Below are 22,496 nucleotides of genomic sequence, written 5' to 3'. Positions count from 1 at the left end.
CCCTTCGGGTCGTACCGTGGAAGGGTGTCCACGAGGCGGCGTCGTCGCTGGTATTACGCCATGATGGGCAGTTGCGTGCTGCTCTTCGTCCTGGCGTGGAGCCTCGTGCGCCTGTGGTCGGTGCCGGTGGCCGTGGGGATGTGCGTGGTGGCCATGGTCATCCCGCCGATAGCCGCCGTCGTGGCGAACCGCAGGGGCCCGGACGAGCACTGGTGGGACGAGACCGGAGACCCCAAGTCCGACGAGTGGTGGCGCGAGCTGGACCGCCGCGACGACCACCGCGACCAGCGCTGACGCGCCCGCGCGCCCCTGAGCCGGGCCGGCCGGGCTCAGTAGACGAGTGCCTGCGTGCCGTCGGCCATGGCCTCGCTGACGAAGACCTGCGCACCGGCGATCCGGATTCCGTCCAGCACGTCCTTCTCCGTGATGTCCCGGCGCGCCGCGCACTGCGTGCACAGCGTGATCCGGCCGCCCGCCAGGATCCCCTCGATCAGCTCGGGCAGCGGCGCGGCGTGCGGCAGCTCGAACTCCGCGGCCCGTCCCGGCAGCGCGAACCACGAGGACTCGCCGGTCAGCCAGAGCGACACCTCGACGCCGCTGGCGACCGCCACCGCCGCCACCGTGAACGCCTGGGAGCACCGTTCGGGAGCGTCCGCACCTGCGGTTACCTTGATCACGAGCTTCTTCGCCATGGTCATACCTTAGGGTGGCCCGTCTCACAGGAAAAACATTGGGAGCGTTTACCAGCGCTCGGCATAATGCGTTCGCCGCGTAGGTGCGATCAGCGCGCCGGCCGCGGATTTCTGCCCGGGGGGGCTTGTGGAAGCGCGTACCGATTCGCGTACCGGCGTCGTGATCGCCACGATCGTCGGACTTGTTGTGCTCGCGACATTGACCGCGGGGGCCGTCGTGGCGTTCGGCTCCTCGTCCTCGTCGACCGCGTCCTCGTCGACCGCGTCCGCGTCGCCGGGCGGGGCCGAGCCGAGCAGCCGGAGTCCGGAGACGACGGACCCCGCGACGCCGTCACCGACGGCGTCCCCGAGCCGCGGCGCGACGGCGGCGCCCTCGCCCGCCGGCACCCTCAAGGGCTCCGTGGACGACGGGAAGCACCGCGGCGACCTGCGCTACTTCCTGCTCGTCCCGCCCGCGGACGCCGAGGTCTACGGCGACGAGGAGGGCACCGATCTCTCCCGTTCCGAGGTCGCCGACTCCGCCGACGTGAAGCAGGCCCTGGCCACCTACGGCTTCAAGGCGGCGGCCCAGCGGACCTACCTCACCGGCGACGGCGAGTACGAGGTCTCCGCGCAGCTCGTCCGCTTCGCGAGCGCCGGCTCCGCCACCGGCTACTACAACGCCTTCTACTACCAGGGCACGCGGATCACGCTCCCTTCGTCGGGCAGCCCCGCCAAGGCCTACCGGCTGTCGTCCTCCTCCGCCGAGAGCACCGGCTCGGTGATCGTCCTGTCCCACCAGGGCGACGTGCACCTGACCCTCTCGGTCACCGGGGCGAAGACCCCCGGGCAAGGCCCTGCTCGCCCGGCTCCTCGACCAGCAGTACCGGCGCCTGAAGACCGGCCGCTGAGCCGCACACCGAAGTCACCGGCCGGCCCGCGCGCCGGCCGCGCCCACCCACGGACACCCCAGTGGAGAACCCTTTGTCCCAGGACACCCCCGTCCCGGAACAGGACACCCCTGTTCCGGACGGGCCCCCCGTCCGCCCGCCGCGCAGACGCGGCCGGACCACCCTGCTGATCGCCTGCGCGGCGGTCCTCGGCGTCCTCGCGGGCGCCGGCGCCGGGTACCAGATCCAGTACGACCGCCCCGAGACGCCGCTCCCCCCGCTCGCCCAGTCGAAGCTCCCGCAGCCCAAGGGCGCCGCCCCCGCGGCGAAGCCGCTCGCGGCGACCGAGGACACGCTGGCCAAGTACGACGGGGACCTGCGCAAGCTGCTGGTGAAGAAGCCGAAGGGCGCCAAGGACCTCGACGGCACGTACGGCGCCGACCATTGGCTCTCGCTGTACGACTACGCCGACACCTTCGAGGAACCGGACGGCATGTTCAGCGAGCTGAACGGCAACGACTTCCGGAGGGCGGCCGTCTCCATGTGGCGGACCGGTGGCTACGCCACGGCCGTCACCACCGAGGTCCGCCTGATCCAGTTCCGCGACGAGGCGGACACCTTCACCGACGAGATGCTTGACGGACAGCAGAGCTACATGGCCGGGAAGAAGTACGCGGGCAACAAGGGGACGGCCGTCCCCGGCGCCTTCGACGGCAGGGCGTGGGTGTACTCCAAGCCCTGGACGAAGCCGGGCTATCTGCCCCTGTACACGGCGCGCGCCCTGGCCCGCAAGGGCACGGTCATGATGGACATCTGGGTGCACTCGGACCGGCCGATCAAGAAGTCCACCATCATGTCCCTGGCCGAGCGGCAGTGGGAGCGGCTGTGAGCGACGAGAACACCCCTGTCCCCGCGGAGCCGCAGCCCGAGGTCCGCCCCGAGGCCCCGGCGACGCGGCCCGGGCCGCAGCCGGACCAGCCCCAGGGCCAGTCGGTCGAGCCCGATGTCCAGCCGGCACCGCTCGCCGGGCTTCCGCCCGCGGACGGGACCACCGGGCCGGAGACCATTCCCACGCCCCGCCGCGGCCGCCGTGGCCTCGCCCTGGGCATCGCGGCCGCGCTGGTCGCCGTCGTCGCGGGCGGTGGCATCGGCGTCGCCGTGCTGCAGCACCAGAAGGACGACGTCAAGCAGGCGAGCCCGCGGACCTGGAAGGCCCCCGAGCCGAAGAAGACCGGCGAGTACGGCAGCCAGTCCGGCGGCAGCCACTACGGCGCGCTCGGCAAGCTGCTGCTGCCCGTGCCCGATGCGTACATGCCGGGCCCGGACGTGGGCGAGTACGGCAACGACGCGGAGTTCACCGGCAAGGAGGCCGTGGCCGTCTTCGAGGGCGACCTCGCCGGGCTGCCGAAGAAGCAGCGGGACCGTCTGCACAAGGCCGTGGCGGGGCTGCACATCCAGGGCGTGGGCCTGCGGACGTACCGCGAGGTGTCGGGCGAGGCGGTCTTCGAGACGCAGATCGTCCAGATGAAGAACAAGCGCGCGGCGCGCGCCGGCACCGAGTTCTTCACCGAGTTCACCAAGGCGCTCGGGGTCTTCAGGAACGGGCCGAAGATCGAGGGCCACGCCAAGGCGCGCTGCGTCCTGCCGCCCAAGAAGCCCGGCGCGAAGCTCGACACCATGATCTGCGAGGCGACCGAGGGCGACCTGACCATCCGCATGTCCGTCTCGGGCGCCTCGCCGCTGAAGAAGGACGACGCCGCGGATCTGTTCAAGCAGCAGCTCGACCGCGTACAGGACCCGGGAGAGGCCGCATGACCGAGCAGACCCAGAGCGACGACGTGAAGATCCCGGCGCAGGCCGCCGCCCCGGCGGAGGAGACCCTCACGGACGCCGCCCCCGAGGCGGCTCCCTCCGGGGGCGACGCGGCGGAGGCCGTGCCTGCGGAGGCCGCCGAGCCCGTCGTCGCCGAAGCCGCGACGGAGGCCGCGTCGGCGGAGAACGCCCCGGTGGAGCCCGCGCCTGGGGACGCCGCCTCCGCGGCGGAAGCCGTGGTGGAGCCCGTGCCCGCCGAGGCCGTCTCCGAGGCCGTCTCCGCGGAGCCTGCCGCGCCCCGCCCGCGGAAGCGGCTGCGGGAGCGCAGGGGGCTGCGTGCCGCCGTGCGGTGGACCGCCGCCGTCGTGGCGTTCGCGGCTCTCGGCGGGGCCGCGGCGTACGCCGTCACGCAGCCCGAGCGGACCGAGATCCCGGGTCTGCGGACCCCGGACGACGGCCGGTGGACCTACCCCGCCCTGAAGCTGCCCAAGCTGCCGGCCGGGGCGCCCCGGCCGCTGGACGGGGACCACAACCCGCCCCGCCGGCACTACGCGGACATCCGCACCCTGCTGCTGCCGGCGCCCGCCGGGGCCAAGGTCGACAAGACCTTCCCGGGCGCCACCGGGTGGCTGCCGACCCGCGACTTCCTGGAGGTCTTCCGCGAGGACGACCGCAAGGAGCTGACCGGGACGCTCGAGCAGAACACCCTCCGGCACATCGCCGCCCGCGCCTGGACCATGGGCGACGGCACCCGCGCGGAGGTCTACCTGCTGCAGTTCGCGACCTGGGGGTACTCGAGCGACGTCAAGGACGCGCTCATCGACGACGGCGCCCTCGCCAAGGCCGAGGCGGCCGACTACGACACGGACTGGGATTCGACGTCGCTCGACGACTCCGAGCTGCACCTGTCCCTCTACGACGAGGACAAGCCGCGCGGCGCCGAGCACGTCCGGTACGGCTACGTCCAGTCCGGCGACGTCCTGGCCATGGTCGTGCTCTCCAAGGCCGGGACCCAGCCGGCCGTCCCGTTCCACCAGGCCGTGCTGCTGCAGGCGCAGCTGCTCGGCTGACGAGGGCAACGGGACATCGGGGGCGGGCGCGGCGCGTGGAGCGGACCTCACGCGGCCGCGCCCGCACCCGACCACTAGACTCGTAGCTGGCCCACCGGGCCGCCGACCGTCCGCGCCTGCCCGAGGAGCACGCTCGTGAGCGCCATTGAGTTCTTCTTCGACACCCTGCTCGTCCTGGTCTGCCTTGGCGTCATCGCGTTCTCCGCTCTGGCCGTGAAGAAGCTCTACCAGGGACAGCGCTGAACATGATCGAGATCCCCTCCGACCTGCATCCCGAGCTGGTCCCGCTCGCCTTCCTCCTGGGCACCTGGGAGGGCGCGGGCGTCTTCGACTTCCCCGGCGCCGAGAAGTGCAACTTCGGGCAGGAAGTGATCTTCAGCCACGACGGACGGCCGTTCCTGGAGTACACCTCCAAGTCCTGGGTGCTGGACGCCGAGGGCAAGCCGGTGAAGCCGCTCGAGAGCGAGTCGGGCTTCTGGCGGATCGACAAGGACCGCAAGGTCGAGATCACCATGACCCGCGACGACGGCGTGATCGAGATCTGGTACGGCGAGCTCGCCGAGGGCAAGCCGCAGATCGACCTGGTCACCGACGCCGTGGCCCGGCTCGGCGACGCGCCCCCGTACAGCGGCGGCAAGCGCCTGTACGGCTACGTCAAGAGCGACCTGATGTGGGTGGGCGAGAAGGCCACCCCCGAGGTGCCGCTGCGCCCCTACATGTCGGCGCACCTGAAGAAGGTCGTCAACCCCAGCGAGTGGGCCAAGGACCTCAAGGACCTCCCGGACGACGGCATCGCCTTCTTCCGCTGAGCCGCCCCGCGGGTCCGGCGCGACCCCCGAGGGGGATCACGACTCCGTGATCCCCCTCTCCCTTGCCTAGACTGTCCTCGTGGTCACCACGGACTGGAAGAGCGACCTGAGGCAGCGCGGCTACCGGCTGACGCCGCAGCGGCAGCTTGTCCTGGAGGCGGTCGACACGCTGGAGCACGCGACGCCGGACGACATCCTGACCGAAGTGCGCAGGACCGCCTCGGGCGTCAACATCTCCACGGTCTACCGCACCCTGGAGCTCCTGGAGGAACTGGGCCTGGTCAGCCACGCCCACCTCGGGCACGGCGCCCCCACCTACCACCTCGCCGACCGGCACCACCACATGCACCTGGTGTGCCGGGACTGCGAGTCGGTCATCGAGGCCGACGTGTCCGTGGCCGAGCCGCTGACCGCGCGGCTGCGCGAGACGTACGGCTTCGAGACCGACATGAAGCACTTCGCGATCTTCGGCCGGTGCGCGGACTGCGCGGGGAAGCCCCGAACGCCTGAGGGTTCAAGTAACCGGACGTAGGCTGGTGGGCATGCAGCGACAAACAACGACCAGTCCCCTGCTGTCGCTCCCCGGCGCCGTTCCCGCGGAAGGCCCCGACGAGGGAGTCGCCGCGCACTACGGAGACCTCTTCCGCGAGCAGCGCGCCCTGGCGGACGGCAAGGGATTCGTCGACCTCTCCCACCGTGGCGTCGTCGCCGTCACCGGCCAGGACCGCCTCGCGTGGCTCCACCTGCTGCTCACCCAGCACGTCAGCGACCTCCCGCCCGGCCGGGCCACCGAGGCGCTGGTCCTCTCCGCCCACGGCCACATCGAGCACGCCCTCTACCTCGTCGACGACGGCACGGCCACCTGGATGCACGTCGAGCCCGGCACGCAGGCCGAGCTGATCGCGTACCTGGAGAGCATGAAGTTCTTCTACCAGGTCGACGTCTCGGACCGGACCGGCGAGTACGCCGTCGTGCACCTGCCGGCGGGCAGCATCGCCGCCGTCCCCGGGGACTGGCCGGTGCGCGAGGTCCCCTACGGCCGCGACGTGTTCGTGCCGCGCGGCGAACTGGAGGCCTATGCCCGCCCGTCGCCCGCCACCGCCCTTTCAGAGAGCTCCGCGCGCTTCTTTTCCGAGGTCGGCACCCCCGTCGGCGTGCTGGCCCTGGAGGCCCTGCGGATCGAAGGGCACCGGCCGCGGCTCGGTCTGGAGACCGACCACCGCACCATCCCGCACGAGCTGGGCTGGCTGGACACCGCCGTCCACCTCGACAAGGGCTGCTACCGCGGCCAGGAGACCGTCGCCCGGGTGCACAACCTCGGCCGGCCGCCGCGCCGCCTGGTCTTCCTCCACCTGGACGGCAGCGAGGTCAAGCTGCCCGGCCACGGCGCGCCCGTACGGCTCGCCGCGGACGGACCGGACGGCCGCCCGGTCGGCACCGTCACCTCCTCCGCCCGGCACTGGGAACTCGGCCCGATCGCCCTCGCCGTGATCAAGCGCAACACCCCGGTGGACGCGGTGCTGCTCGCGGACGGGACGGCGGCGAACCAGGAGACGGTCGTCGAACCCTGAGGGACGCGCCTCACATCTCCAGCACGACCGTGAACGGGCCGTCGTTCGTGAGCGAGACCTTCATCTCCGCTCCGAAGCGGCCCGTCTCCACGTGCGCGCCCAGCGCCCGCAGTTGTGCCACCACCTCGTCCACCAGCGGCTCGGCGACCGGGCCGGGCGCCGCCGCGTTCCAGGTGGGGCGGCGCCCCTTGCGGGCGTCACCGTAGAGGGTGAACTGGGAGATCACGAGCAGCGGCGCGGCGATGTCCGAGCAGGACTTCTCCCCGGGCAGGATGCGCAGCCCCCACAGCTTCCGCGCCAGCTGGGCCGCCTTCTCCGCGGTGTCGTCGTGCGTCACCCCCACCAGCACGCACAGGCCGGGACCGACGATCTCGCCGACCGTCTCGCCGTCCACCACGACACTCGCTTCGCTCACCCGCTGGGCCACCGCACGCATGCCGCCATTGTCCCGGGTCGGTGGGGGCGCGCGGCGCCCGGGCCGTACGCCCGCTTGGACTCACGCACAACTGTCCGGAGCCGCCGTTCGGGTGCAGGTGCCTGCGCGACGCAGTTACTCGGTGGCACGATCGAGATCTGCCCGACGTGGGGGACGAGGGGACGGACAGCGATGAAGCACAGCATCACGACCGGCACGGCGGAAGGCGATCGCATGCTCAAGGCACCGGGCCCGCGCTCCCCCCTCACCGCCGGCACCCCCCAGCCCGACTTCGCCGACCTCACCCTCGAAGGGCTGCGCACCGCGCGCCGCGAGGCCCAGCTGGAAGAGGCCGACCTCTCCTACCTGCGGCGGCTCCTGCAGGGCCGGATCGACATCCTCCGCGCCGAACTCGCCCGGCGCACCGCCCCGGACGCCCCCGTGCTCGACCGGCTCTCCGAGATCCTCACCGACACCCCGTCCCGGCACCGCACCTCCGCCCGCCACGTCACCCTGGGCACCCCGCACAGCGAGCGCTACCGGCAGCTCGCCGAGGAGATGCTCTCCGAGGTCCAGCTCTCCGACCTCGAGGCCCGCACCGACCAGGAACTCCACGACGCGATGGGCCGGCTGGTCCGGCACGAGCAGCAGGTCTCGCGCTGCCGGCAGTCCCTGCAGCGGACGGTCGACGGCTGCAGCACCGAGATCGCCCGCCGCTACCGCGAGGGCGAGGCCCGGGTCGACGACCTGCTCGCGGGGGACTGACGGCGACGCGGCGAAAACGGGATGCGGCCGGGCCGGGGGTCCGCCTACCGTGCGGGGCATGAGCCTTGAGGTCCGTACGATCGGTGAGTCCGACTTCCCCGGCTGGCTGCGCGCCGTCAACACCGGCTTCCACCGGCCGCCGTCGGTGACCGAGGAGGAGATCGCCCTCCGCCGCTCCCAGACGGACCTGGACCGCACGCAGGGAGCGTTCGACGAGGGCCGCTGCGTGGCCACCTTCCGCAGCATGCCCCGTGAACTCACCGTGCCCGGCGGCGCGGTGCTGCCCGCCTCGGCGATCACCAACGTCTCCGTCACCGCCACGCACCGACGCCGCGGCCTCGCCTCCCGCATGATGACCGCGGAACTCGACGCCTCCGTGCGCCGCGGCGAGCCGGTCGCGATCCTCGTCGCCGCCGAGTACCGGATCTACGGCCGCTTCGGCTTCGGCCCCGCCGCAGGGGTCACCGAGTGGGAGGTCGACACCGCCCGCGCGGGCCGCCCCCAGGGAGCACCGTCCGACAGCGGCCGCATCGACCTGGCGGACCCGTCCGAGGTCCTCAAGCTCGGCCCCCAGCTCCACGACCGGGTGCGGCTGCGCCATCCCGGCGCGATCAACCGCACCGAGCGCTTCTGGGAGTACGCCACGGGGACGGTGGTCAACCCCGCCTTCCCCTGGAAGGAACCGATCTTCGTCCTCTACCGCGACGCCTCCGGCCGCGTCGACGGCCTGGCCGCGTACACGGCCGAGGACACCTGGCACGGGATGTTCCCGAAGGTCCCGCTCACCGTGCGGGAGTTGTTCGCCGCCACCCCCGAGGCCGAACGCGCCCTGTGGCGCTACCTGCTCGCCATCGACTGGGTCGCCACCGTACGCACCGGCTTCCGCGGCCCGGACGACGTCCTGCCGTTGCTGCTCGGTGACCCACGCGCCGCGCACGTCCACTCCACCAGCGACTTCCTGTGGCTGCGCCTGCTCGACGTCCCCCGCGCCCTGTCCGCCCGCACCTACGCGGCGCCGGGCTCCGTCGTCCTCGACGTCGCCGACCCCGACGGCCACGCCGCCGGCCGCTTCCGCCTCGAAGCCGCCGCCGACGGCACCGCCATCGCCGAGGCGGCCCCCTCCGCCGCCCCGGACGTCCACCTCACCGCCGCCGCCCTCGCCTCCCTCTACCTCGGCGACGAGTCCGCGGCCCGCCTGACCATCACCGGCGGCGCCACGGAATCCCGCCCGGGCGGCGTGGCCCGCCTCGACGCGCTGTTCCGCACCGCGCGCAGGCCGTGGCCGATCGACACGTTCTAGTGGTGTCCGTAGGACACCAGCACCAGGAGGACGAGTACCCCGCCGACGCACATCGCATAGCTGGAACGGGCCTTGAGCCCGACACCCACCAGCAGTACGCCCAGCCCCATCAACGGCCCGTACTGCCACGCCAGGTACTGCTCCAGCAGTGCCGCCGTCACATGGCTCCACAGCATGACCCACCCCCTTCCCAGGTGGCCGACCGCAAGGCGCGGGCCCGCTGCCGTCCTGGCCCTACTGGGCCAGGAGCAGCGCGATCACCGCGAGTCCGACGCACGTGAACGTCGTGTTCCGGGCCTTGTGGCCCACCGTGAACAGTCCGACGGCGAAGGCGCCGGCCGCGCCGTACCGCCACTGGACGAGCTGCTCGAACGCGAAGGCACACAGAGCGATAGCGGGCATAGCGATTCACTCCTTCGAGGCGCGTGGGATCGATCCCTCCGCGCGTAGAGCGCGGAGGGGGCAGATTTGACCCGTGGGTCGGCATGTGGCTGAGCGGAAGCGTGGTGCTGCTGATGCGTGCGAAGCGTCGTGGCGCTGCACTGTCACCCGCGGCCATCCCCGGCGCGTCGTCGGGACGGAGAGGCTGCGGCCCCCGATGGCATCGACTGGTTCAACTCGACTGTAGGGTGACCCAGTTGACTGCACTTCTCTACGGTCATGTTGCCGCTGACTGCAGATCCCTAAACTCCATGCAGTCAACTCCACTTGTCTGGCGTGAAGCTGTAGTGTGGGTCACGTGAGCAACGACCGCACCGTCGGTGGAGCCAGGCGCGAATACGAGCGCGTGGCCGATGTGTTGCGTCACGAAATCGAGGACGGCGCCATCGCAGCGGGCGATCAACTCCCCACGCACGCCGAGTTGAAGGACCGCTTCGACGTGTCCCGCGATACCGTTCAGAAGGCGATCAAGGCGCTCGAGGGCAAGGGCTACGTGGAGTCGGCCCAGGGCAAGGGCGTCTTCGCCCTCGACTGGCGGAAGTCCGCCGTCGCCACCCACGCCAACGGGACCGCCACGGCGACCGTGGAGGCCGGCAGCGTTGAGCTGGACGACGCCATCGCTGAGGCGTTCAGGGCGAATGACATCACGATCGACGCGTACTGCCTGACTGCAGAGTCGCTCAACGCGGCCATCGTGCCGCTGGCGCGCCGCATCCTCAGGGGCGAGCTCCGGCCCTCGTCTATCAAAGTGCGACTCCTGCTGGCTCGTCCTGGTGCACATCTGGCGATCCCCCGAATTGTGGGGCAGCCGGAGGACACCCGGCCGCTCGACCGGCTGTCCGAGCTGATCGAGCGCCACGCGTTCACCCTGCGCAACCTGCTGGAGGACCTGGGCAGACGGAACGTCGACGTGGCCGTCGACATACGGACCCTGCCCATCACGCCGGTGGCCAAGTACTACCTGCTCAATCGACATCAGGGGCTCATGGGCTTCTACAAGGTCGAGGCGAACACCGTCGACCTCCCGGACGGCGAGAGCGCTCAGATCCACGACGTCCTGGGTCTGGGGGCGCGTCTGTATCTTCAGGGGCCCGAGCAACGGGCAGAGTGCCAGCAGTGGTTCGACTCCTTGTGGAACACAATCGCCGAATCGGTGTGACACTCACTGAATGGCTTCGATCGACCCTGAGCGGCTCCTGAGCCGCGTACGAGGCGTCAAGGTTGTCCTCTTCGACTTCGATGGGCCGCTTTGTGACCTGTTCGCCGTGTACACGGCCGCAGCAGTGGCCGAGAGCATGAAGGAGTACCTGCGTCGCGAGCTACGGCTCCTATCGGAACGCGAGCCACAACTCCTATCGGAATTCGAGTCGTACACAGATACGCATCAACTGCTGTACGACGTCGCAGAGCGGGACGACATACCTGGCGACATACATCGAGGCCTCGACGAGGTGCTCGCTGAGGCCGAGCGGAAGGCCGCGGAGGTGGCGCCGCGCCCCACAGAGGGTGCGGCGGAACTCGTGGAGTTGCTGGACGGCGCACAACTGCCGATCGCGATCACGACGAACAATTCTGCGGCAGCGGTTCGGCTCTACCTGAAGAAACACGGGCTAGACCGCCCATTCGGTGAAAGAATCTTTGGCCGAGAGGCTCCCCAGCTCATGAAGCCGAACCCCAATTGCCTCCTCATGGCCATGCGGCACATCGGATCGGAAGGAGACCCGGGCAATTGCCTCATGATTGGTGATTCCGTGCGCGATCTGAAGGCTGCCAGCAGTGCGGGGGTCAGATTTCTGGCATATGACACCCCCGACGAGCGCGATCCAGAGCGCGGCAAGCGGCTACTGGGGGCCGGTGCGGATTTCCTGGTCAGCGACATGCGTGAGGTGACGGAAGCTTTCTCCCGGGCTGATCTCGACTGCCGGAGCGCTCCTGTGAGGGAGTGATGCGCGGAAATTTCGATTGACAGAACTCGAGGTTTCGATTCGCATCACGCGGAAGACTCGTATAGGCTCGGCCCTCATCCACACCGTATCAAGTGGTGATTCCCTGCTGGGTCGATCTCAAACGGTCGGTGCAACTTATGACGATGGCTGCGCCTACGAGTGCCCGGGGTGCCGGCACAGCGCCCTCGCGCCACATCGTGCGCAGTCGGCTGCACGAGCCTCTTGTGCGCTGGCACTACAACCGTCGGAAACGTGACGGGGGGACCCTGATCCTGACGGGTCATCACAATTCCAATGAAGTCGTGACGCTGGACAAGCGACTCGCCTGGTTGGCCCAAGTGACGCTGGACGAGGCCGCGCGCATCAAGCTGCGGGTGCCGCTCGCGACGCCCAAGGTCGTCATGCGCACGTGGCCGGACGAGGCCGAGGTCCTGGCAGCGCTGAACGAGGCCGTCGCAGGCCAGCAGCTCCGGCCGAACTTCGGTATCCCGCAGTGCCTGGTCACCTTCGGGCGGGCGTCCCTGCACCGATTCGTGGACGGGGAGGCGCTGTCCCAAGAGGCACCCTCCGGCGCTCCCATCCGGGAGAAGCGCCTGCGGGACATCGCGGAGGTCTTCGCCTATGCGGCGACGGTCCGGCGCGATCAGTTGCCGAAGCTGCCCGCGCGATGGCCGGGAGACGAGGACAGCGACGGGTTCCTGGACCTCCTGGTCGAGTACGCGGAGCGGGTGCACCAGGACCACCGTCCCGTGTACGGCCGCCTCTTCGACGCCCTCGGTGTGCCGGTGGACGCACTAGAGCGTTTTCGGGAAGGGGTGCGGCAGCGGATCGGAGCGCTCTACCCGCGGCCCTACTCGTTGCTGCACACCGATCTCCACCGCGACAACATCGTGCTGCTCAAGAACGGCAGCCTCTTCATCCTCGACTGGGAGCTCGCCACGTTCGGCGACCCTCTTCATGATCTTGCGACTCATCTGGTCCGGATGGAGTACACCGACCGCGAGCGCGAGCGGATGAAACGGGAGTGGGAGAGGACCCTCAACCTGCGCGGCCATTCGGCGATGACCGCCGGAATGGCGACGGACCTGCAGGCTTACGTCGACTTCGAGTACGCCCAGTCCGTCTACGCCGATGTGGTACGGGCCGCCTTCAGACTCGGGGACGTTCCCGGGAGTCCGCTGCTCGGTCCCTCCGTCAGCCTGGTCCTGCGGGCGCTGCAGCGAGCCGAGGTTCCCTTCGGACTCGCATCCGTCCCCGGGGAGCACGAGGTCGAGACCGCGCTGAACGAGTGGCATGCCCGGCGTTACCCCGAGCGACGCCGGAGGTGGGGTTTCGTGGAGAGGCGGGCCCGCAGCCAGGCCCATGCCTTCTAGCGCCACGGCCCCGGAGGCCGTCGACGACGCGTCGGCGCTACTGGGGCGCGCGAGCTGCGTGCTCTTCGACTTCGACGGTCCCCTCGCGGACCTTTTCGCCCGCCGCCCGGCTGCCCGCATCGCTGAGGCTCTTCGAGCCCGAACAGTGGACCTGGATCTTCAGCCGGAGGAGCTGAACGGTGTCAGCGATCCCCTGCGCGTGCTGCAGATCACCGCGAAACGCGATGCGTCCGGTCGTCTTACGTCGGAACTGGAGGGGCTCCTGGCCCAAGAGGAGGTCCTGGCTGCGGCGACCGCTCTACCGACACCGCATGCCCGCCGTCTGGTGCATTCCCTTGCGGAGAGCGGCCGGAAGGTCGCCATCACCACCAACAACTCCGCTGCGGCGGCAACCGCCTATCTGCACCGACGCGGGCTGTCGCGGTACTTCGGCGCTCATGTCTACGGGCGGGCGGCGGACCTCGGCCTCTTGAAGCCGGATCCACACTGCCTGACGCGTGCCATGGCCTGCACGGGAGAACCGCCCGAGAGCTGCTTGATGATTGGGGATTCCCCCAGCGACCTCCTGGCCGCTGAGAGCGCGGGTGTGGCGTTCCTCGGCTTCGCCCGTGACGAGCGTAAGGCGTTGAGTCTTCGCCAGGCCGGAGCAAGGCATGTCGTGGCGTCCTTGGAACATCTGTCAGTGGTAGCAGTGCCGGTGTAGGTGAGGGACCAATTACCCTGATAAGGCGTCAAGTTGTACGCTCGGGGACATGTCAAGCGATCGCACAGCCGGCGGGCCCAGGCGCGAGTACGAGCGTGTGGCCGATGCGTTGCGTCACGAGATCGAGGGTGGTGACATCGCGGCGGGCGCACAACTTCCCACACATGCTGAGCTGGTGGATCGCTTCGATGTCTCCCGCGCCACTGTCCAGAAGGCGATCAAGGCGCTTGAGGGCAAAGGTTACGTGGAGTCGGCCCAGGGCCGGGGGGTCTTCGCCCGTGACTGGCGTAAGTCCGCCGTCGCAGCCCACGCCAACGGGACTGCCGCGGACACCGCGAGAGCCAGCGGCATCGAGTTGGACGACGCCATCGCGGAGGCGTTCGAGGCGGAGCACGTTACGATCGACGCGTACTGCCTGACTGCGGAGTCACTCAACGCGGCCATCGTGCAGCAGGTCAAACGGATCATCCGCGGGGAGATCCGGCCGTCCTCGATCAACCTTCGTTTGCTGCTGCCGCGCACCGACATACGACTTGCCGTTCCGCGCAACGTCGAGGACCCCGATGACGAGCGCCCCATGGAGCGGCTCGACAGTCTGTCCGTGGCTCATATCCGGGCCCTGAGGAACCTGGAGAACCTGGCCGGTCAGGGCGCCGTACCCGAGGTGAAGGTCGAAGTGCGCCTGGTTCCGGTCACACCTCTGCACAAGCTCTATCTGATCAATGGAGACCTGGCCCTCGACGCCATGTACGTCGTCACCGACAACGTCATCAACGTCGACGATGCGACCATCAAGATCCATGACGTCCTGGGCGTCGGGGCCAAGCTCTATCCACAGCCGAGGGAACGCGTGGAGCTCTCTCAAGAGTGGTTCGACTCCCTGTGGACGAGGCTCGCCAAGCCCGTCTGATGGTCACCGCCGATCAGAGCGCGGGCCTCACATCACCAGTGACATCCAGTGCCCCGGCACCTCCAGCGGCTCGAACCCCACCTTCGCGTACACCCCGTGCGCGTCGTGCGTCGCGAGGAGCACGCGCCGCACGCCCAGGCCCTCCAGGTGGTCGCGGGCAGCGGTCGCCAGGGCGGTGGCGAGGCCGTGGCCGCGGGCGGAGGGGGTGACGTAGACGTCGCAGAGCCAGGCGAAGGTGGCGTGGTCGGTGACGACGCGGGCGCAGGCGACCTGGGTGCCGGTCTCCTTGTCGTACGCGCCGAAGTTGAGGGAGGCGGCGATCGCGGCGTCCTGGACGGCGCGGGGGCGGCCGAGGGCCCAGTAGGCGTCGGTGGAGAGCCAGTGGTGGACCAGGGCGGCGTCCACGCGGGCGGGGTCGGCGGAGATCTCGTACCGGTCTTCGGCGATGGTCATGGGCGGAGGTTAGCGGAGCGTCCACGGTTGCGCGGCGCGGTTCGTGCAGCACTGCTTACCGGTGCGATGAAGGACTATTAACTGGACCTTGAGGGTGCCGTGGGCCCACGCTCGATGGCATGGGTATTCACGTACCGCTCATCACGCCCTTCGACGAGGCCGGCCGCGTGGACGCCGGCGCGTTGGAGCGGCTGGCGCACGAGGTGGCCGACGGGGGTATCGCCGGGCTGGTGGCGCTGGGGACGACCGCCGAGGCGGCGATGCTGGACGAGGCCGAGAAGGCGGTCGTCCGGGAGACCGTGGGGCGGGTGTGCCGCGAGCGGGGGCTGCGGTACACCGTGGGCGCCGGGGGGCCGGACACGCGCAGGGCCGCGGCGGAGCTCGCGGAGCTGGACGCGGACGCCGCGCTGGTGTCCGTGCCGTCGTACGTCAGGCCCTCGCAGGACGGGGTCGTCGCGCACTTCGAGGCCCTGGCGCGGGCGTCGGCGGTGCCGCTGGTCGTCTACAACATCCCCTACCGCACCGGGCTCGCCCTCACCGCGGACACGGTGCGCGCGATCGCGGCGATCGACGGGGTCGCGGGCTTCAAGCACGCCGTCGGCGGCATCGACCAGGACACCGTGCTGCTGGTGGGGGAGGTGCCGCTGTACGCCGGGGACGACGTCTTCGCCCCGGCGCTGCTCGCCCTGGGCGCGCAGGGGGCGATCGCCGCGTCCGCGCACCTGGCCACCGAGCGGTGGGTGGAGGAGGCCCGTTTCCACGACGCGGAGCGCGGGCATGCGCTCGCGAGGCTCGCCGCCGCCTGCTTCGCCGAGCCGAACCCCACGGTGATCAAGGCGGTGCTGCACGCCCAGGGACGCATCCCGACCCCCGACGTGCGGCTGCCGCTGCTGCCCGCCGGGCGACCGTCGCTCGAGACGGCACTCCGGGCACTCGCCGCATCGGGGGATACTCGGGACCGTACGTACGCACTGATCGGAGAGACCGGATGAGGATCGGAATCGTCGGAGCCACCGGCCAGGTCGGCGGTGTCATGCGCAAGGTGCTGGCCGAGCGCGACTTCCCGGTGGAGCGGCTGCGGCTGTTCGCGTCGGCCCGTTCGGCGGGACGTGCCGTGCCGTGGAAGGACGGCGAGGTCACGGTCGAGGACGCGGCCACCGCGGACTACTCGGGTCTCGACATCGTGCTGTTCTCCGCGGGCGGCGCCACCTCCAGGGAGCTGGCCCCCAAGGTCGCCGCCGCGGGCGCGGTCGTGATCGACAACTCCTCCGCCTGGCGGATGGACCCCGAGGTCCCGCTGGTCGTCGCCGAGGTCAACCCGCAGGCGATCGCCGACCGGCCCAAGGGCATCATCGCCAACCCGAACTGCACCACCATGGCCGCCATGCCCGTGCTGCGCCCGCTGCACGAGGAGGCGGGGCTGACCGCGCTGGTCGCCACCACCTACCAGGCGGTCTCCGGCTCCGGTCTGGCCGGTGTCGCCGAGCTCGACGGCCAGGTGCGCAAGGTCGCCGACCGGGCGACCGAGCTGACCTTCGACGGCGAGGCCGTGGAGTTCCCCGAGCCCGCGGTCTACCAGCGGCCCATCGCGTTCAACGTCGTCCCGCTGGCCGGCAAGATCGTCGACGACGGCCGCTTCGAGACCGACGAGGAGCAGAAGCTCCGCAACGAGTCCCGCAAGATCCTGGACATCCCGGAGCTGAAGGTGTCCGGCACCTGCGTCCGCGTGCCCGTGTTCTCCGGGCACTCGCTGCAGGTCAACGCACGTTTCGAGCGTCCGGTCAGTGTGGCGCGCGCGTACGAGCTGCTGAGCGCGGCCCCGGGCGTGGAGCTGTCGGAGATCCCCACCCCGCAGCAGGCCGCGGGCAAGGACCCCTCCTACGTCGGCCGGATCCGGGTGGACGAGACCGTCGAGCACGGCCTCGCGCTCTTCCTCTCCAACGACAACCTTCGCAAGGGCGCCGCGCTCAACGCCGTCCAGATCGCGGAGCTGGTCGCCGCCGAGCTGCGCGGCTGACCCCGCTCGCCCCCGGATCCCCCGAGATGCCCCGGCGCCGACCGCGCGCCGGGGCATCCGCCGTCCCGCTTGACCCTCACACCGTGTGAGGCGCTGGACTCGGAGACGTCATGTTCGGAATCGGAGACTTCGCCAGGCACGGCCGCGTGTCGGTCCGCATGCTGCGTCACTACGACGCCGTCGGACTGCTGCGCCCCGACCGTGTCGACCCCGCCACCGGCTACCGCAGCTACGCCGCCGGGCAGCTCGCCCGGCTCAACCGCATCATCGCCCTCAAGGACCTCGGCTTCACGCTCGAACAGGTGCGGTCGATCCTCGACGAGGAGGTGAGCGCGGAGCAGTTGCGCGGCATGCTGCGGCTGCGCCGCGCCGAGCTCGCGGCGGCGATGGCCGCGGACGCGGCCCGGCTGGCGGGCGTCGAGGCGAGGCTCCGGACGATCGAGAGCGAGGGACGGATGTCCACCGACGACGTGGTGATCAAGAGGGTGCCCGCGGTGCGGCTCGCGGAGCTGACGGCGACCGCGGCGGGTTTCGAGCCGGCGCAGATCGGGCCCGTCATCCAGCCGCTGTACGACGAGCTGTGCCGGCGGCTGGACGCGGCGGGCGTGCGGCCCGTCGGGCCGGGGATCGCGTACTACGAGGACGCCCCGGAGGGGGAGGGCGCGATCCTCGTCCACGCCGGGCTGCAGGTCGCGGCCGAGCCGGACGGCGGGTACGACTTCGCGGTCGTCGACCTGCCGGAGCTGGAGAGCGCGGCGACGATCGTGCACCGCGGCTCCATGGACGACGTCCTGCGCAGCGCCCAGGCCCTGGCGCGGGGGATCGACGCCCAGGGCCACCGGTCCCTCGGCTACCCCCGGGAGCTGTACCTGGAGTGCGAGGGGCATCCCGACACATGGGTGACGGAGCTGCAGGAACCGGTGGCCACCGGGGCGTGACCGGTCAGCCCATCGGCTTCCCCTGCTGAGCCGCCTCGGCGACCAGCTCGAAGGCCGTCCGGCCGTCCAGGGACTCGCGGATGACGTCCGCGTGCCCGGCGTGCCGGGCGGTCTCCTCGATCAGGTGGAGCAGGATCCAGCGGGCGCTGACCTTCATGCCCGGCGGGTTCCAGGGCGCGTCCGGCAGCGGCACCACGACGTCCAGGTCGGGCAGCGCCAGGACGGCCTCCTCGGTCTCCCGGCCGATCCGCGCGTACTCCTCCAGCCAGCCGGCGAGGGTCTCGCCCTCCAGCAGCCGGAAGCCGTCGAGGTAGTCCGCCTCGGTGCCCTTCTTGTCCTCGTGGCCCAGCAGCAGGCCCTGCACCCAGGACTCCTCGGTCCTGGCGACGTGCTTGACCAGCCCGGCGAGGCTCATCTCGCTGACGCTCGGCCGCGAGGAGGCCTGCTCGTCGGTGAGCCCGAGCACCGCGCGGCGCATCCCGCCGCGCTGCGCCTCCAGGTACGCCAGCAGCGCGTCCCGCTCGCCCGTCTCGTTCCGTACCACCGTCGGCATCGCGCGCTCCCTTTGGCCATGGGCCTCGGTCGTGGGCGCCGGTGTTCCGGCGTCCTTCGATGTCTTCGACGTTACGCACCCATGCGGTCAGTTCCGGTCCGCGATGGGCCGCGAGGAGAAGGCTCCCTCGGAGAGGACCGGGACGACGGAGGCGGCGTCGAACTCGGTGGCGATCGCGACGTCCTCGGGGAAACCGCCGCCGCTGAGTTCGCGCCCGGAGGCGCAGGCCGCGACGGTGCCGGCGGGGTCGGGCGCCCCGGTGAAGGCGGCCGCCGCGGCGCGCGCCTCGGGGGAGAGCGTCACGGCGGGGGCCTGCCCCCGCAGCGCGGCGACGACCGCACCGGCGCCGAGCAGGTCCTCCAGCGCGGGCCGCAGGGTCCCGTCGGGCCAGCGCTCGCCCGCGGCGATCACCGCGACGGGGCGGTCCCGGACGCCGTAGCCGTGCCGGGCGAGCCACGCGCCGACGGCGGTCGCGTTGCGCAGGCAGGCGGCGACGACGGTCGCCGCCTCCCCGGCCGCCGCGGCGATCGTCGATCCGTTGGGCGAGGGCAGCACCAGCCGCGGGGTGTACGGCGCACGGCGCAGGGCGGCGGGGGACAGCGACCACGGCGAGCGTTCGCTGACCTCCCGCCGCCCCACGGCCAGCCGCGCCCCGACCCGCCGCGCGTACGCGGCCGCCGTCGCGTCGCGCCAGGCGTACGGGTGCACCGCGGTGCCAGCCTCGACGGCCACCGTCACCGCGGTGGTGAAGGACAGGACGTCGACGACGACCAGGCACGCCACGTGCGCCCCGATCCGCCGGGCGCCTTCCGGTCCCCACTCGAACCGCACCCCGTGGCGTGTCTGCAGAAACCATTCCTCGCTCATGGGCGAGGACTATGCCGCCGCGGACCTCTCCTGTACATCGGCGACCGCGCAACTGACGTTGTCCGGACCGCCGGCGGCGTTGGCCAGCCCGACCAGCGTGCGCACCGTCTCCCCGGGTCCGGCGCCGGAGGCGAGTACCCGGCGCAGCTCGTCGTCCGGGACGACGGTGGACAGGCCGTCCGTGCACAGCAGGTAGCGGTCGCCGGGACGCGGGTCGTGCAGCCGCAGGTCGGGCAGGCGTCCGGCGGGACGGGTGCCGGAACCCAAGGCCCGTACGAGCAGCGACCGCTGGGGGTGCGAGGCGGCCTCGGCCTCGGTCAGCCGGCCCTCGTCCACCATCGACTGCACCATCGTGTGGTCGTGCGTGATCCGGAACAGCTCGCCGTCGCGCAGCAGGTACGCCCGTGAGTCCCCGATGTGGACGAGGGCCAGCCGCTCCCCGGACCACAGCAGCGCGGTGAGCGTGGTGCCCGAGTCCGCGAAGCCGCGCACGGTCTCGTCGGCCCGGTCCAGGGCGTCCTGCAGCAGGTCCAGCAGACCGCCGGGGGCGGCACCGGCGTCGAGCTCCTTCAGCGCGTCGACGGCGGCGGCGCCCGCCGGCGCCCCCTCGCCTCCGAAGCCGTCGGCCACCGCCAGCAGCCGGGCGCCGGCGTAGGCGGTGTCCTGGTTGCCGGGCCGGACCAGGCCGGCGTCGGAAAGAGCGGCGTAGCGCAGTTCCAGGGAGTGGTTCGCGTCGTTCGCGTCGTTCACAACGGAGTCCTTCCGGGACAGGTGATCGACGAGGAAGGCGGCCAGGTCCCGCCGCGCGCCGTGCGCTGCCTCGACCTGCGCCCAGTACGCCCGGATCTCCCGTGCGGCGGCGGGCGCGTCCAGCGCGCACACCTCACGTATGCGGGCCAGCGGCATACCCAGGCGCCGCAGCCACGCCACGAGCCGGGCGCGCTCCAGCTGGGCGGGCGCGTAGTGGCGGTAGCCGGTCAGCGGATCGACCCGCGCGGGCGTCAGCAGCCCCAGCTGGTCGTACAGCCGCAGCGCCTTCGGCGACAGCCGGGACGCCTTCGCGAACGCCCCGATCGTCAGCGAGTCCATGGCGGGCTCCCTCCCTCGGGCCGGGCACGCCGCCCGGCCGCTTCGATGCTGTGGCCTGCCCCAGGGTCAGGGTCAACCGGCCACCCGCGCCCGGTTCACAGGGCGATCGGCCGGTAGGCGAGCGCGGCGTCGACGATCCGCCCGGGCGGGGCGTCCTCGAGGCCGGCCGGCGGGTGGAAGAGCAGGTCGCAGGCCCGGGGGTGCGGGGTGTTGCAGTCGAAGAGCAACAGGTAGTGGTCGGTGTCCTCGCCGGCCGGGTCGGCATCGACACGGCGGACGATCTCGACGAGTTCCTCGCGCGTGATGTCCGCCACCCGCGGCCGGGCGGGCCGGGCGGCCTCCCGGGCGAACTCCTCCAGGCCGCGCGACGCGTCGTACCAGGCGAAGTCGGACGGCAGGTAGGCGTGGCCCGTGCGCTCGTTGAAGGCTGCCACGGCTTTCTCCGCCGGTTCGCCGGACCCGGCGAGGTCCGCGATGCGCTCGATCTCACGGGCGACCTCCGCCAGTCGTTCCGGGCTGACGGGCGGCGGGAGCAGTTCGGTGCGCAGGTCCACGGCGGCATTATGCGCGCCGGGGCCGACAGCGGGCCGGGGCGGCCGGCTGGGCCGTGCGGGGGATGTCACATCCCCTTAACGAGACTTTTGCAAGCACCTTGCTTGCAAAAGTTAGCACCGCGCGGCATCCTCGGAGGCATGGCTTCACTGAACGTCGGCACCCTCGGCGAGTACCTGCGGGAGCAGCGCCGCAACGCGCAGCTGTCCCTGCGTCAGCTCGCCGACGCCGCGGGGGTGTCCAACCCCTACCTCAGCCAGATCGAGCGCGGGCTGCGCAAGCCCAGTGCCGAGATCCTGCAGCAGCTCGCCAGGGCGCTGCGCATCTCCGCCGAGACCCTGTACGTGCAGGCGGGGATCCTCGACGAGCGGGACCAGGGCGAAGGGATGGAGGTGCGGACCGCCATCCTGGCCGACACGGCGATCAACGAGAAGCAGAAGCAAGTCCTCCTGCAGATCTACGAGTCGTTCCGCAAGGAGAACGCCGCAGTGGAGGAAGCTCTTGACGAGCAGCCCGCCGCGCCGCGCGAGCACGTGGCGAAGAAGGCGGCGAAGAAGGCTGTCGCCGTGCTGAAGCCGAACGCGTCCGGACCGGCCGGACCGGGCAGCGGCGACGACGCCGCGGCCGCCGGGTGACCGGCTGCGCCCGGTCGCGCGGAACGGGCGACTGAACAGACGTACACGCCACCATCCTCAAACGGGAGAAACCCTCATGGCGATCACCGAAGACATCGTCAAGACCCTCAAGGACCCGACCCCGCTGTACGCGCTGGCCGGGACCGCGGACCTCGCGGCCGAGAAGCTCAAGGAGGTCCCGCCGCTGATCGAGAAGATCCGCGCCGAGGCCCCCGAGCGGATCGAGAAGATCCGCGGCACCGACCCCAAGGCCGTGCAGGAGAAGGTGACCGCGCAGGCCAAGGACGCCCAGACCAAGGCGCAGGCCAAGGTCAACGAGCTCCTGGGCACCATCGACGGCGACCTGCGCAAGCTGCGTGACTCCGCGCAGGACTTCGCGCTGCAGCAGGTGGGCCGTGCCGCCGAGTACGCGGTCCGCGCCAAGGAGGCCTACGACGGCCTGGCCGAGCGCGGCAAGGACGCGGTCGCGACCTGGCGCGGCGAGGCCGCCGACCAGGTCGAGGACATCGCGGTCGCGATCGAGCCCGAGCCCGTCCCGGCCGCGCGTCAGGCGCCGGTCGCGGACATCAAGCCCGCCCCGGCTCCTTCCCCGGCCCCCGCCCCCGCCCCCGCCCCGGCCCCGGTGCAGGACAGCCAGGCGAAGAAGGCCCCGGTCAAGAAGGCCCCCGTGGCCAAGAAGCCCGCGACGCCGGGCAAGCCCGCTTCCTGAGCGGCCG

The 22,496-nt window shown here is 71.3% G+C and carries 30 protein-coding genes; 20 read left to right on the top strand and 10 right to left on the bottom strand.

Annotated elements, in window-relative coordinates; translation table 11 throughout:
- Nucleotides 1-24 precede the first annotated feature (24 nt).
- Nucleotides 25-294, top strand: a complete 270-nt coding sequence (locus tag OG937_21315; GenBank protein ID WUD74050.1) for a DUF3099 domain-containing protein — start codon at nucleotides 25-27, stop codon at nucleotides 292-294.
- Between the two features lie 35 nt (nucleotides 295-329).
- Here the strand turns inward: OG937_21315 and OG937_21310 are convergent, their stop codons facing one another.
- Together OG937_21310 and OG937_21305 are read right to left on the bottom strand one after the other, a co-directional pair.
- Entirely contained in the window at nucleotides 330-692 is a 363-nt protein-coding gene (locus OG937_21310; protein ID WUD74049.1) for a DsrE family protein, read from the bottom strand.
- A gap of 48 nt (nucleotides 693-740) precedes the next feature.
- Nucleotides 741-1,079, bottom strand: a complete 339-nt coding sequence (locus OG937_21305; protein WUD74048.1) for a hypothetical protein — start codon at nucleotides 1,077-1,079, stop codon at nucleotides 741-743.
- A 13-nt stretch (nucleotides 1,080-1,092) separates the two neighbouring features.
- Between OG937_21305 and OG937_21300 the strand changes: the two genes are divergently transcribed.
- From OG937_21300 to OG937_21270, 7 genes are all read left to right on the top strand, one after another.
- Nucleotides 1,093-1,752, top strand: a complete 660-nt coding sequence (locus OG937_21300) for a hypothetical protein (protein WUD74047.1) — start codon at nucleotides 1,093-1,095, stop codon at nucleotides 1,750-1,752.
- Nucleotides 1,656-2,450: a hypothetical protein gene (locus OG937_21295; GenBank protein WUD74046.1), complete on the top strand. Its 795-nt coding sequence runs from the start codon at nucleotides 1,656-1,658 to the stop codon at nucleotides 2,448-2,450. Before OG937_21300 ends, OG937_21295 begins: the two co-directional genes overlap by 97 nt.
- A complete protein-coding gene (locus OG937_21290; GenBank protein WUD74045.1) occupies nucleotides 2,447-3,376 on the top strand; it encodes a hypothetical protein in 930 nt (309 codons plus the stop codon). Before OG937_21295 ends, OG937_21290 begins: the two co-directional genes overlap by 4 nt.
- Nucleotides 3,373-4,443 (top strand): hypothetical protein, encoded by a 1,071-nt coding sequence (locus tag OG937_21285; protein ID WUD74044.1) that lies wholly within the window; start codon nucleotides 3,373-3,375, stop codon nucleotides 4,441-4,443. Before OG937_21290 ends, OG937_21285 begins: the two co-directional genes overlap by 4 nt.
- Before the next feature lie 245 nt (nucleotides 4,444-4,688).
- Nucleotides 4,689-5,252 carry an FABP family protein gene (locus OG937_21280; protein ID WUD74043.1) on the top strand — a complete coding sequence of 188 codons (564 nt, stop codon included), beginning with the start codon at nucleotides 4,689-4,691 and terminating at the stop codon, nucleotides 5,250-5,252.
- Nucleotides 5,253-5,331: 79 nt separating this feature from the next.
- On the top strand, nucleotides 5,332-5,784 hold the full coding sequence (locus OG937_21275; protein WUD74042.1) for a transcriptional repressor: 453 nt from the start codon (nucleotides 5,332-5,334) through the stop codon (nucleotides 5,782-5,784).
- Nucleotides 5,785-5,794: 10 nt separating this feature from the next.
- On the top strand, nucleotides 5,795-6,823 hold the full coding sequence (locus OG937_21270; protein ID WUD74041.1) for a folate-binding protein: 1,029 nt from the start codon (nucleotides 5,795-5,797) through the stop codon (nucleotides 6,821-6,823).
- Nucleotides 6,824-6,833: 10 nt separating this feature from the next.
- Here OG937_21270 and dtd read toward each other — a convergent pair whose 3' ends face one another.
- A complete protein-coding gene (gene dtd / locus OG937_21265; GenBank protein WUD74040.1) occupies nucleotides 6,834-7,259 on the bottom strand; it encodes a D-aminoacyl-tRNA deacylase in 426 nt (141 codons plus the stop codon).
- Nucleotides 7,260-7,430: 171 nt separating this feature from the next.
- Between dtd and OG937_21260 the strand changes: the two genes are divergently transcribed.
- Together OG937_21260 and OG937_21255 are read left to right on the top strand one after the other, a co-directional pair.
- Nucleotides 7,431-8,003, top strand: coding sequence for an ABC transporter substrate-binding protein (locus tag OG937_21260; GenBank protein ID WUD74039.1), 573 nt, complete (start codon nucleotides 7,431-7,433; stop codon nucleotides 8,001-8,003).
- 58 nt (nucleotides 8,004-8,061) lie between these two features.
- Nucleotides 8,062-9,303: a GNAT family N-acetyltransferase gene (locus tag OG937_21255; protein ID WUD74038.1), complete on the top strand. Its 1,242-nt coding sequence runs from the start codon at nucleotides 8,062-8,064 to the stop codon at nucleotides 9,301-9,303.
- Here OG937_21255 and OG937_21250 read toward each other — a convergent pair.
- A complete protein-coding gene (locus OG937_21250; protein WUD74037.1) occupies nucleotides 9,300-9,479 on the bottom strand; it encodes a hypothetical protein in 180 nt (59 codons plus the stop codon). The two genes, OG937_21255 and OG937_21250, sit on opposite strands and share 4 nt — an antisense overlap.
- Nucleotides 9,480-9,537: 58 nt before the next feature.
- Entirely contained in the window at nucleotides 9,538-9,705 is a 168-nt protein-coding gene (locus tag OG937_21245; GenBank protein ID WUD74036.1) for a hypothetical protein, read from the bottom strand.
- Between the two features lie 337 nt (nucleotides 9,706-10,042).
- Between OG937_21245 and OG937_21240 the strand changes: the two genes are divergently transcribed.
- The 5 genes from OG937_21240 to OG937_21220 all read left to right on the top strand — a co-directional run bounded on the left by OG937_21240 (nucleotide 10,043) and on the right by OG937_21220 (nucleotide 14,676).
- Nucleotides 10,043-10,903, top strand: a complete 861-nt coding sequence (locus OG937_21240) for a winged helix-turn-helix domain-containing protein (protein WUD74035.1) — start codon at nucleotides 10,043-10,045, stop codon at nucleotides 10,901-10,903.
- Between the two features lie 10 nt (nucleotides 10,904-10,913).
- A complete protein-coding gene (locus tag OG937_21235) occupies nucleotides 10,914-11,690 on the top strand; it encodes an HAD family phosphatase (GenBank protein ID WUD74034.1) in 777 nt (258 codons plus the stop codon).
- Between the two features lie 302 nt (nucleotides 11,691-11,992).
- Nucleotides 11,993-13,063, top strand: coding sequence for a phosphotransferase (locus tag OG937_21230; protein ID WUD74033.1), 1,071 nt, complete (start codon nucleotides 11,993-11,995; stop codon nucleotides 13,061-13,063).
- 58 nt (nucleotides 13,064-13,121) lie between these two features.
- Entirely contained in the window at nucleotides 13,122-13,766 is a 645-nt protein-coding gene (locus OG937_21225; protein WUD74032.1) for an HAD family phosphatase, read from the top strand.
- 49 nt (nucleotides 13,767-13,815) lie between these two features.
- Nucleotides 13,816-14,676 carry a winged helix-turn-helix domain-containing protein gene (locus tag OG937_21220; protein WUD74031.1) on the top strand — a complete coding sequence of 287 codons (861 nt, stop codon included), beginning with the start codon at nucleotides 13,816-13,818 and terminating at the stop codon, nucleotides 14,674-14,676.
- A 27-nt stretch (nucleotides 14,677-14,703) separates the two neighbouring features.
- Here OG937_21220 and OG937_21215 read toward each other — a convergent pair whose 3' ends face one another.
- Complete coding sequence (locus OG937_21215; protein ID WUD74030.1) at nucleotides 14,704-15,129, bottom strand: GNAT family N-acetyltransferase; 426 nt, start codon at nucleotides 15,127-15,129, stop codon at nucleotides 14,704-14,706.
- Between the two features lie 119 nt (nucleotides 15,130-15,248).
- Here OG937_21215 and OG937_21210 point away from each other — a divergent pair, with 119 nt between their 5' ends.
- From OG937_21210 to OG937_21200, 3 genes are all read left to right on the top strand, one after another.
- Nucleotides 15,249-16,121, top strand: coding sequence for a dihydrodipicolinate synthase family protein (locus tag OG937_21210; GenBank protein ID WUD74029.1), 873 nt, complete (start codon nucleotides 15,249-15,251; stop codon nucleotides 16,119-16,121).
- Nucleotides 16,118-17,146, top strand: a complete 1,029-nt coding sequence (locus OG937_21205; GenBank protein WUD74028.1) for an aspartate-semialdehyde dehydrogenase — start codon at nucleotides 16,118-16,120, stop codon at nucleotides 17,144-17,146. Before OG937_21210 ends, OG937_21205 begins: the two co-directional genes overlap by 4 nt.
- A 110-nt stretch (nucleotides 17,147-17,256) precedes the next feature.
- Nucleotides 17,257-18,084, top strand: a complete 828-nt coding sequence (locus OG937_21200; GenBank protein WUD74027.1) for a MerR family transcriptional regulator — start codon at nucleotides 17,257-17,259, stop codon at nucleotides 18,082-18,084.
- Between the two features lie 4 nt (nucleotides 18,085-18,088).
- Here OG937_21200 and OG937_21195 read toward each other — a convergent pair whose 3' ends face one another.
- The 4 genes from OG937_21195 to OG937_21180 all read right to left on the bottom strand — a co-directional run bounded on the left by OG937_21195 (nucleotide 18,089) and on the right by OG937_21180 (nucleotide 21,147).
- A complete protein-coding gene (locus tag OG937_21195) occupies nucleotides 18,089-18,637 on the bottom strand; it encodes a DinB family protein (protein ID WUD74026.1) in 549 nt (182 codons plus the stop codon).
- A gap of 87 nt (nucleotides 18,638-18,724) precedes the next feature.
- Nucleotides 18,725-19,504 (bottom strand): 2-phosphosulfolactate phosphatase, encoded by a 780-nt coding sequence (locus OG937_21190; protein WUD74025.1) that lies wholly within the window; start codon nucleotides 19,502-19,504, stop codon nucleotides 18,725-18,727.
- A gap of 9 nt (nucleotides 19,505-19,513) precedes the next feature.
- Nucleotides 19,514-20,593 (bottom strand): MerR family transcriptional regulator, encoded by a 1,080-nt coding sequence (locus OG937_21185; protein ID WUD74024.1) that lies wholly within the window; start codon nucleotides 20,591-20,593, stop codon nucleotides 19,514-19,516.
- A 95-nt stretch (nucleotides 20,594-20,688) separates the two neighbouring features.
- Nucleotides 20,689-21,147 carry a bacteriocin immunity protein gene (locus OG937_21180; GenBank protein ID WUD74023.1) on the bottom strand — a complete coding sequence of 153 codons (459 nt, stop codon included), beginning with the start codon at nucleotides 21,145-21,147 and terminating at the stop codon, nucleotides 20,689-20,691.
- Nucleotides 21,148-21,285: 138 nt separating this feature from the next.
- Here OG937_21180 and OG937_21175 point away from each other — a divergent pair, with 138 nt between their 5' ends.
- Nucleotides 21,286-21,780: a helix-turn-helix domain-containing protein gene (locus OG937_21175; GenBank protein ID WUD74022.1), complete on the top strand. Its 495-nt coding sequence runs from the start codon at nucleotides 21,286-21,288 to the stop codon at nucleotides 21,778-21,780.
- A 76-nt stretch (nucleotides 21,781-21,856) separates the two neighbouring features.
- Complete coding sequence (locus OG937_21170) at nucleotides 21,857-22,489, top strand: hypothetical protein (protein WUD74021.1); 633 nt, start codon at nucleotides 21,857-21,859, stop codon at nucleotides 22,487-22,489.
- Nucleotides 22,490-22,496 lie beyond the last annotated feature (7 nt).

The sequence above is a fragment of the Streptomyces sp. NBC_00510 genome (assembly GCA_036013505.1).
Classification (GTDB): Bacteria; Actinomycetota; Actinomycetes; order Streptomycetales; family Streptomycetaceae; genus Actinacidiphila.
This window is presented reverse-complemented; position numbering and strand designations above follow the sequence as displayed.

What these genes read in the sequence shown, in the direction of transcription:
- OG937_21255 (WUD74038.1), top strand. Translation starts at nt 8,062, where the DNA reads ATGAGCCTTGAGGTCCGTACGATCGGTGAGTCCGACTTCCCCGGCTGG.
- OG937_21205 (WUD74028.1), top strand. Translation starts at nt 16,118, where the DNA reads ATGAGGATCGGAATCGTCGGAGCCACCGGCCAGGTCGGCGGTGTCATG.
- OG937_21220 (WUD74031.1), top strand. Translation starts at nt 13,816, where the DNA reads ATGTCAAGCGATCGCACAGCCGGCGGGCCCAGGCGCGAGTACGAGCGT.
- OG937_21310 (WUD74049.1), bottom strand. Translation starts at nt 692, where the DNA reads ATGGCGAAGAAGCTCGTGATCAAGGTAACCGCAGGTGCGGACGCTCCC.
- OG937_21210 (WUD74029.1), top strand. Translation starts at nt 15,249, where the DNA reads ATGGGTATTCACGTACCGCTCATCACGCCCTTCGACGAGGCCGGCCGC.
- OG937_21245 (WUD74036.1), bottom strand. Translation starts at nt 9,705, where the DNA reads ATGCCCGCTATCGCTCTGTGTGCCTTCGCGTTCGAGCAGCTCGTCCAG.
- OG937_21170 (WUD74021.1), top strand. Translation starts at nt 21,857, where the DNA reads ATGGCGATCACCGAAGACATCGTCAAGACCCTCAAGGACCCGACCCCG.
- OG937_21200 (WUD74027.1), top strand. Translation starts at nt 17,257, where the DNA reads ATGTTCGGAATCGGAGACTTCGCCAGGCACGGCCGCGTGTCGGTCCGC.
- dtd (WUD74040.1), bottom strand. Translation starts at nt 7,259, where the DNA reads ATGCGTGCGGTGGCCCAGCGGGTGAGCGAAGCGAGTGTCGTGGTGGAC.
- OG937_21280 (WUD74043.1), top strand. Translation starts at nt 4,689, where the DNA reads ATGATCGAGATCCCCTCCGACCTGCATCCCGAGCTGGTCCCGCTCGCC.
- OG937_21285 (WUD74044.1), top strand. Translation starts at nt 3,373, where the DNA reads ATGACCGAGCAGACCCAGAGCGACGACGTGAAGATCCCGGCGCAGGCC.
- OG937_21185 (WUD74024.1), bottom strand. Translation starts at nt 20,593, where the DNA reads ATGGACTCGCTGACGATCGGGGCGTTCGCGAAGGCGTCCCGGCTGTCG.
- OG937_21215 (WUD74030.1), bottom strand. Translation starts at nt 15,129, where the DNA reads ATGACCATCGCCGAAGACCGGTACGAGATCTCCGCCGACCCCGCCCGC.
- OG937_21190 (WUD74025.1), bottom strand. Translation starts at nt 19,504, where the DNA reads ATGAGCGAGGAATGGTTTCTGCAGACACGCCACGGGGTGCGGTTCGAG.
- OG937_21270 (WUD74041.1), top strand. Translation starts at nt 5,795, where the DNA reads ATGCAGCGACAAACAACGACCAGTCCCCTGCTGTCGCTCCCCGGCGCC.
- OG937_21260 (WUD74039.1), top strand. Translation starts at nt 7,431, where the DNA reads ATGAAGCACAGCATCACGACCGGCACGGCGGAAGGCGATCGCATGCTC.
- OG937_21195 (WUD74026.1), bottom strand. Translation starts at nt 18,637, where the DNA reads ATGCCGACGGTGGTACGGAACGAGACGGGCGAGCGGGACGCGCTGCTG.
- OG937_21250 (WUD74037.1), bottom strand. Translation starts at nt 9,479, where the DNA reads ATGCTGTGGAGCCATGTGACGGCGGCACTGCTGGAGCAGTACCTGGCG.
- OG937_21175 (WUD74022.1), top strand. Translation starts at nt 21,286, where the DNA reads ATGGCTTCACTGAACGTCGGCACCCTCGGCGAGTACCTGCGGGAGCAG.
- OG937_21235 (WUD74034.1), top strand. Translation starts at nt 10,914, where the DNA reads ATGGCTTCGATCGACCCTGAGCGGCTCCTGAGCCGCGTACGAGGCGTC.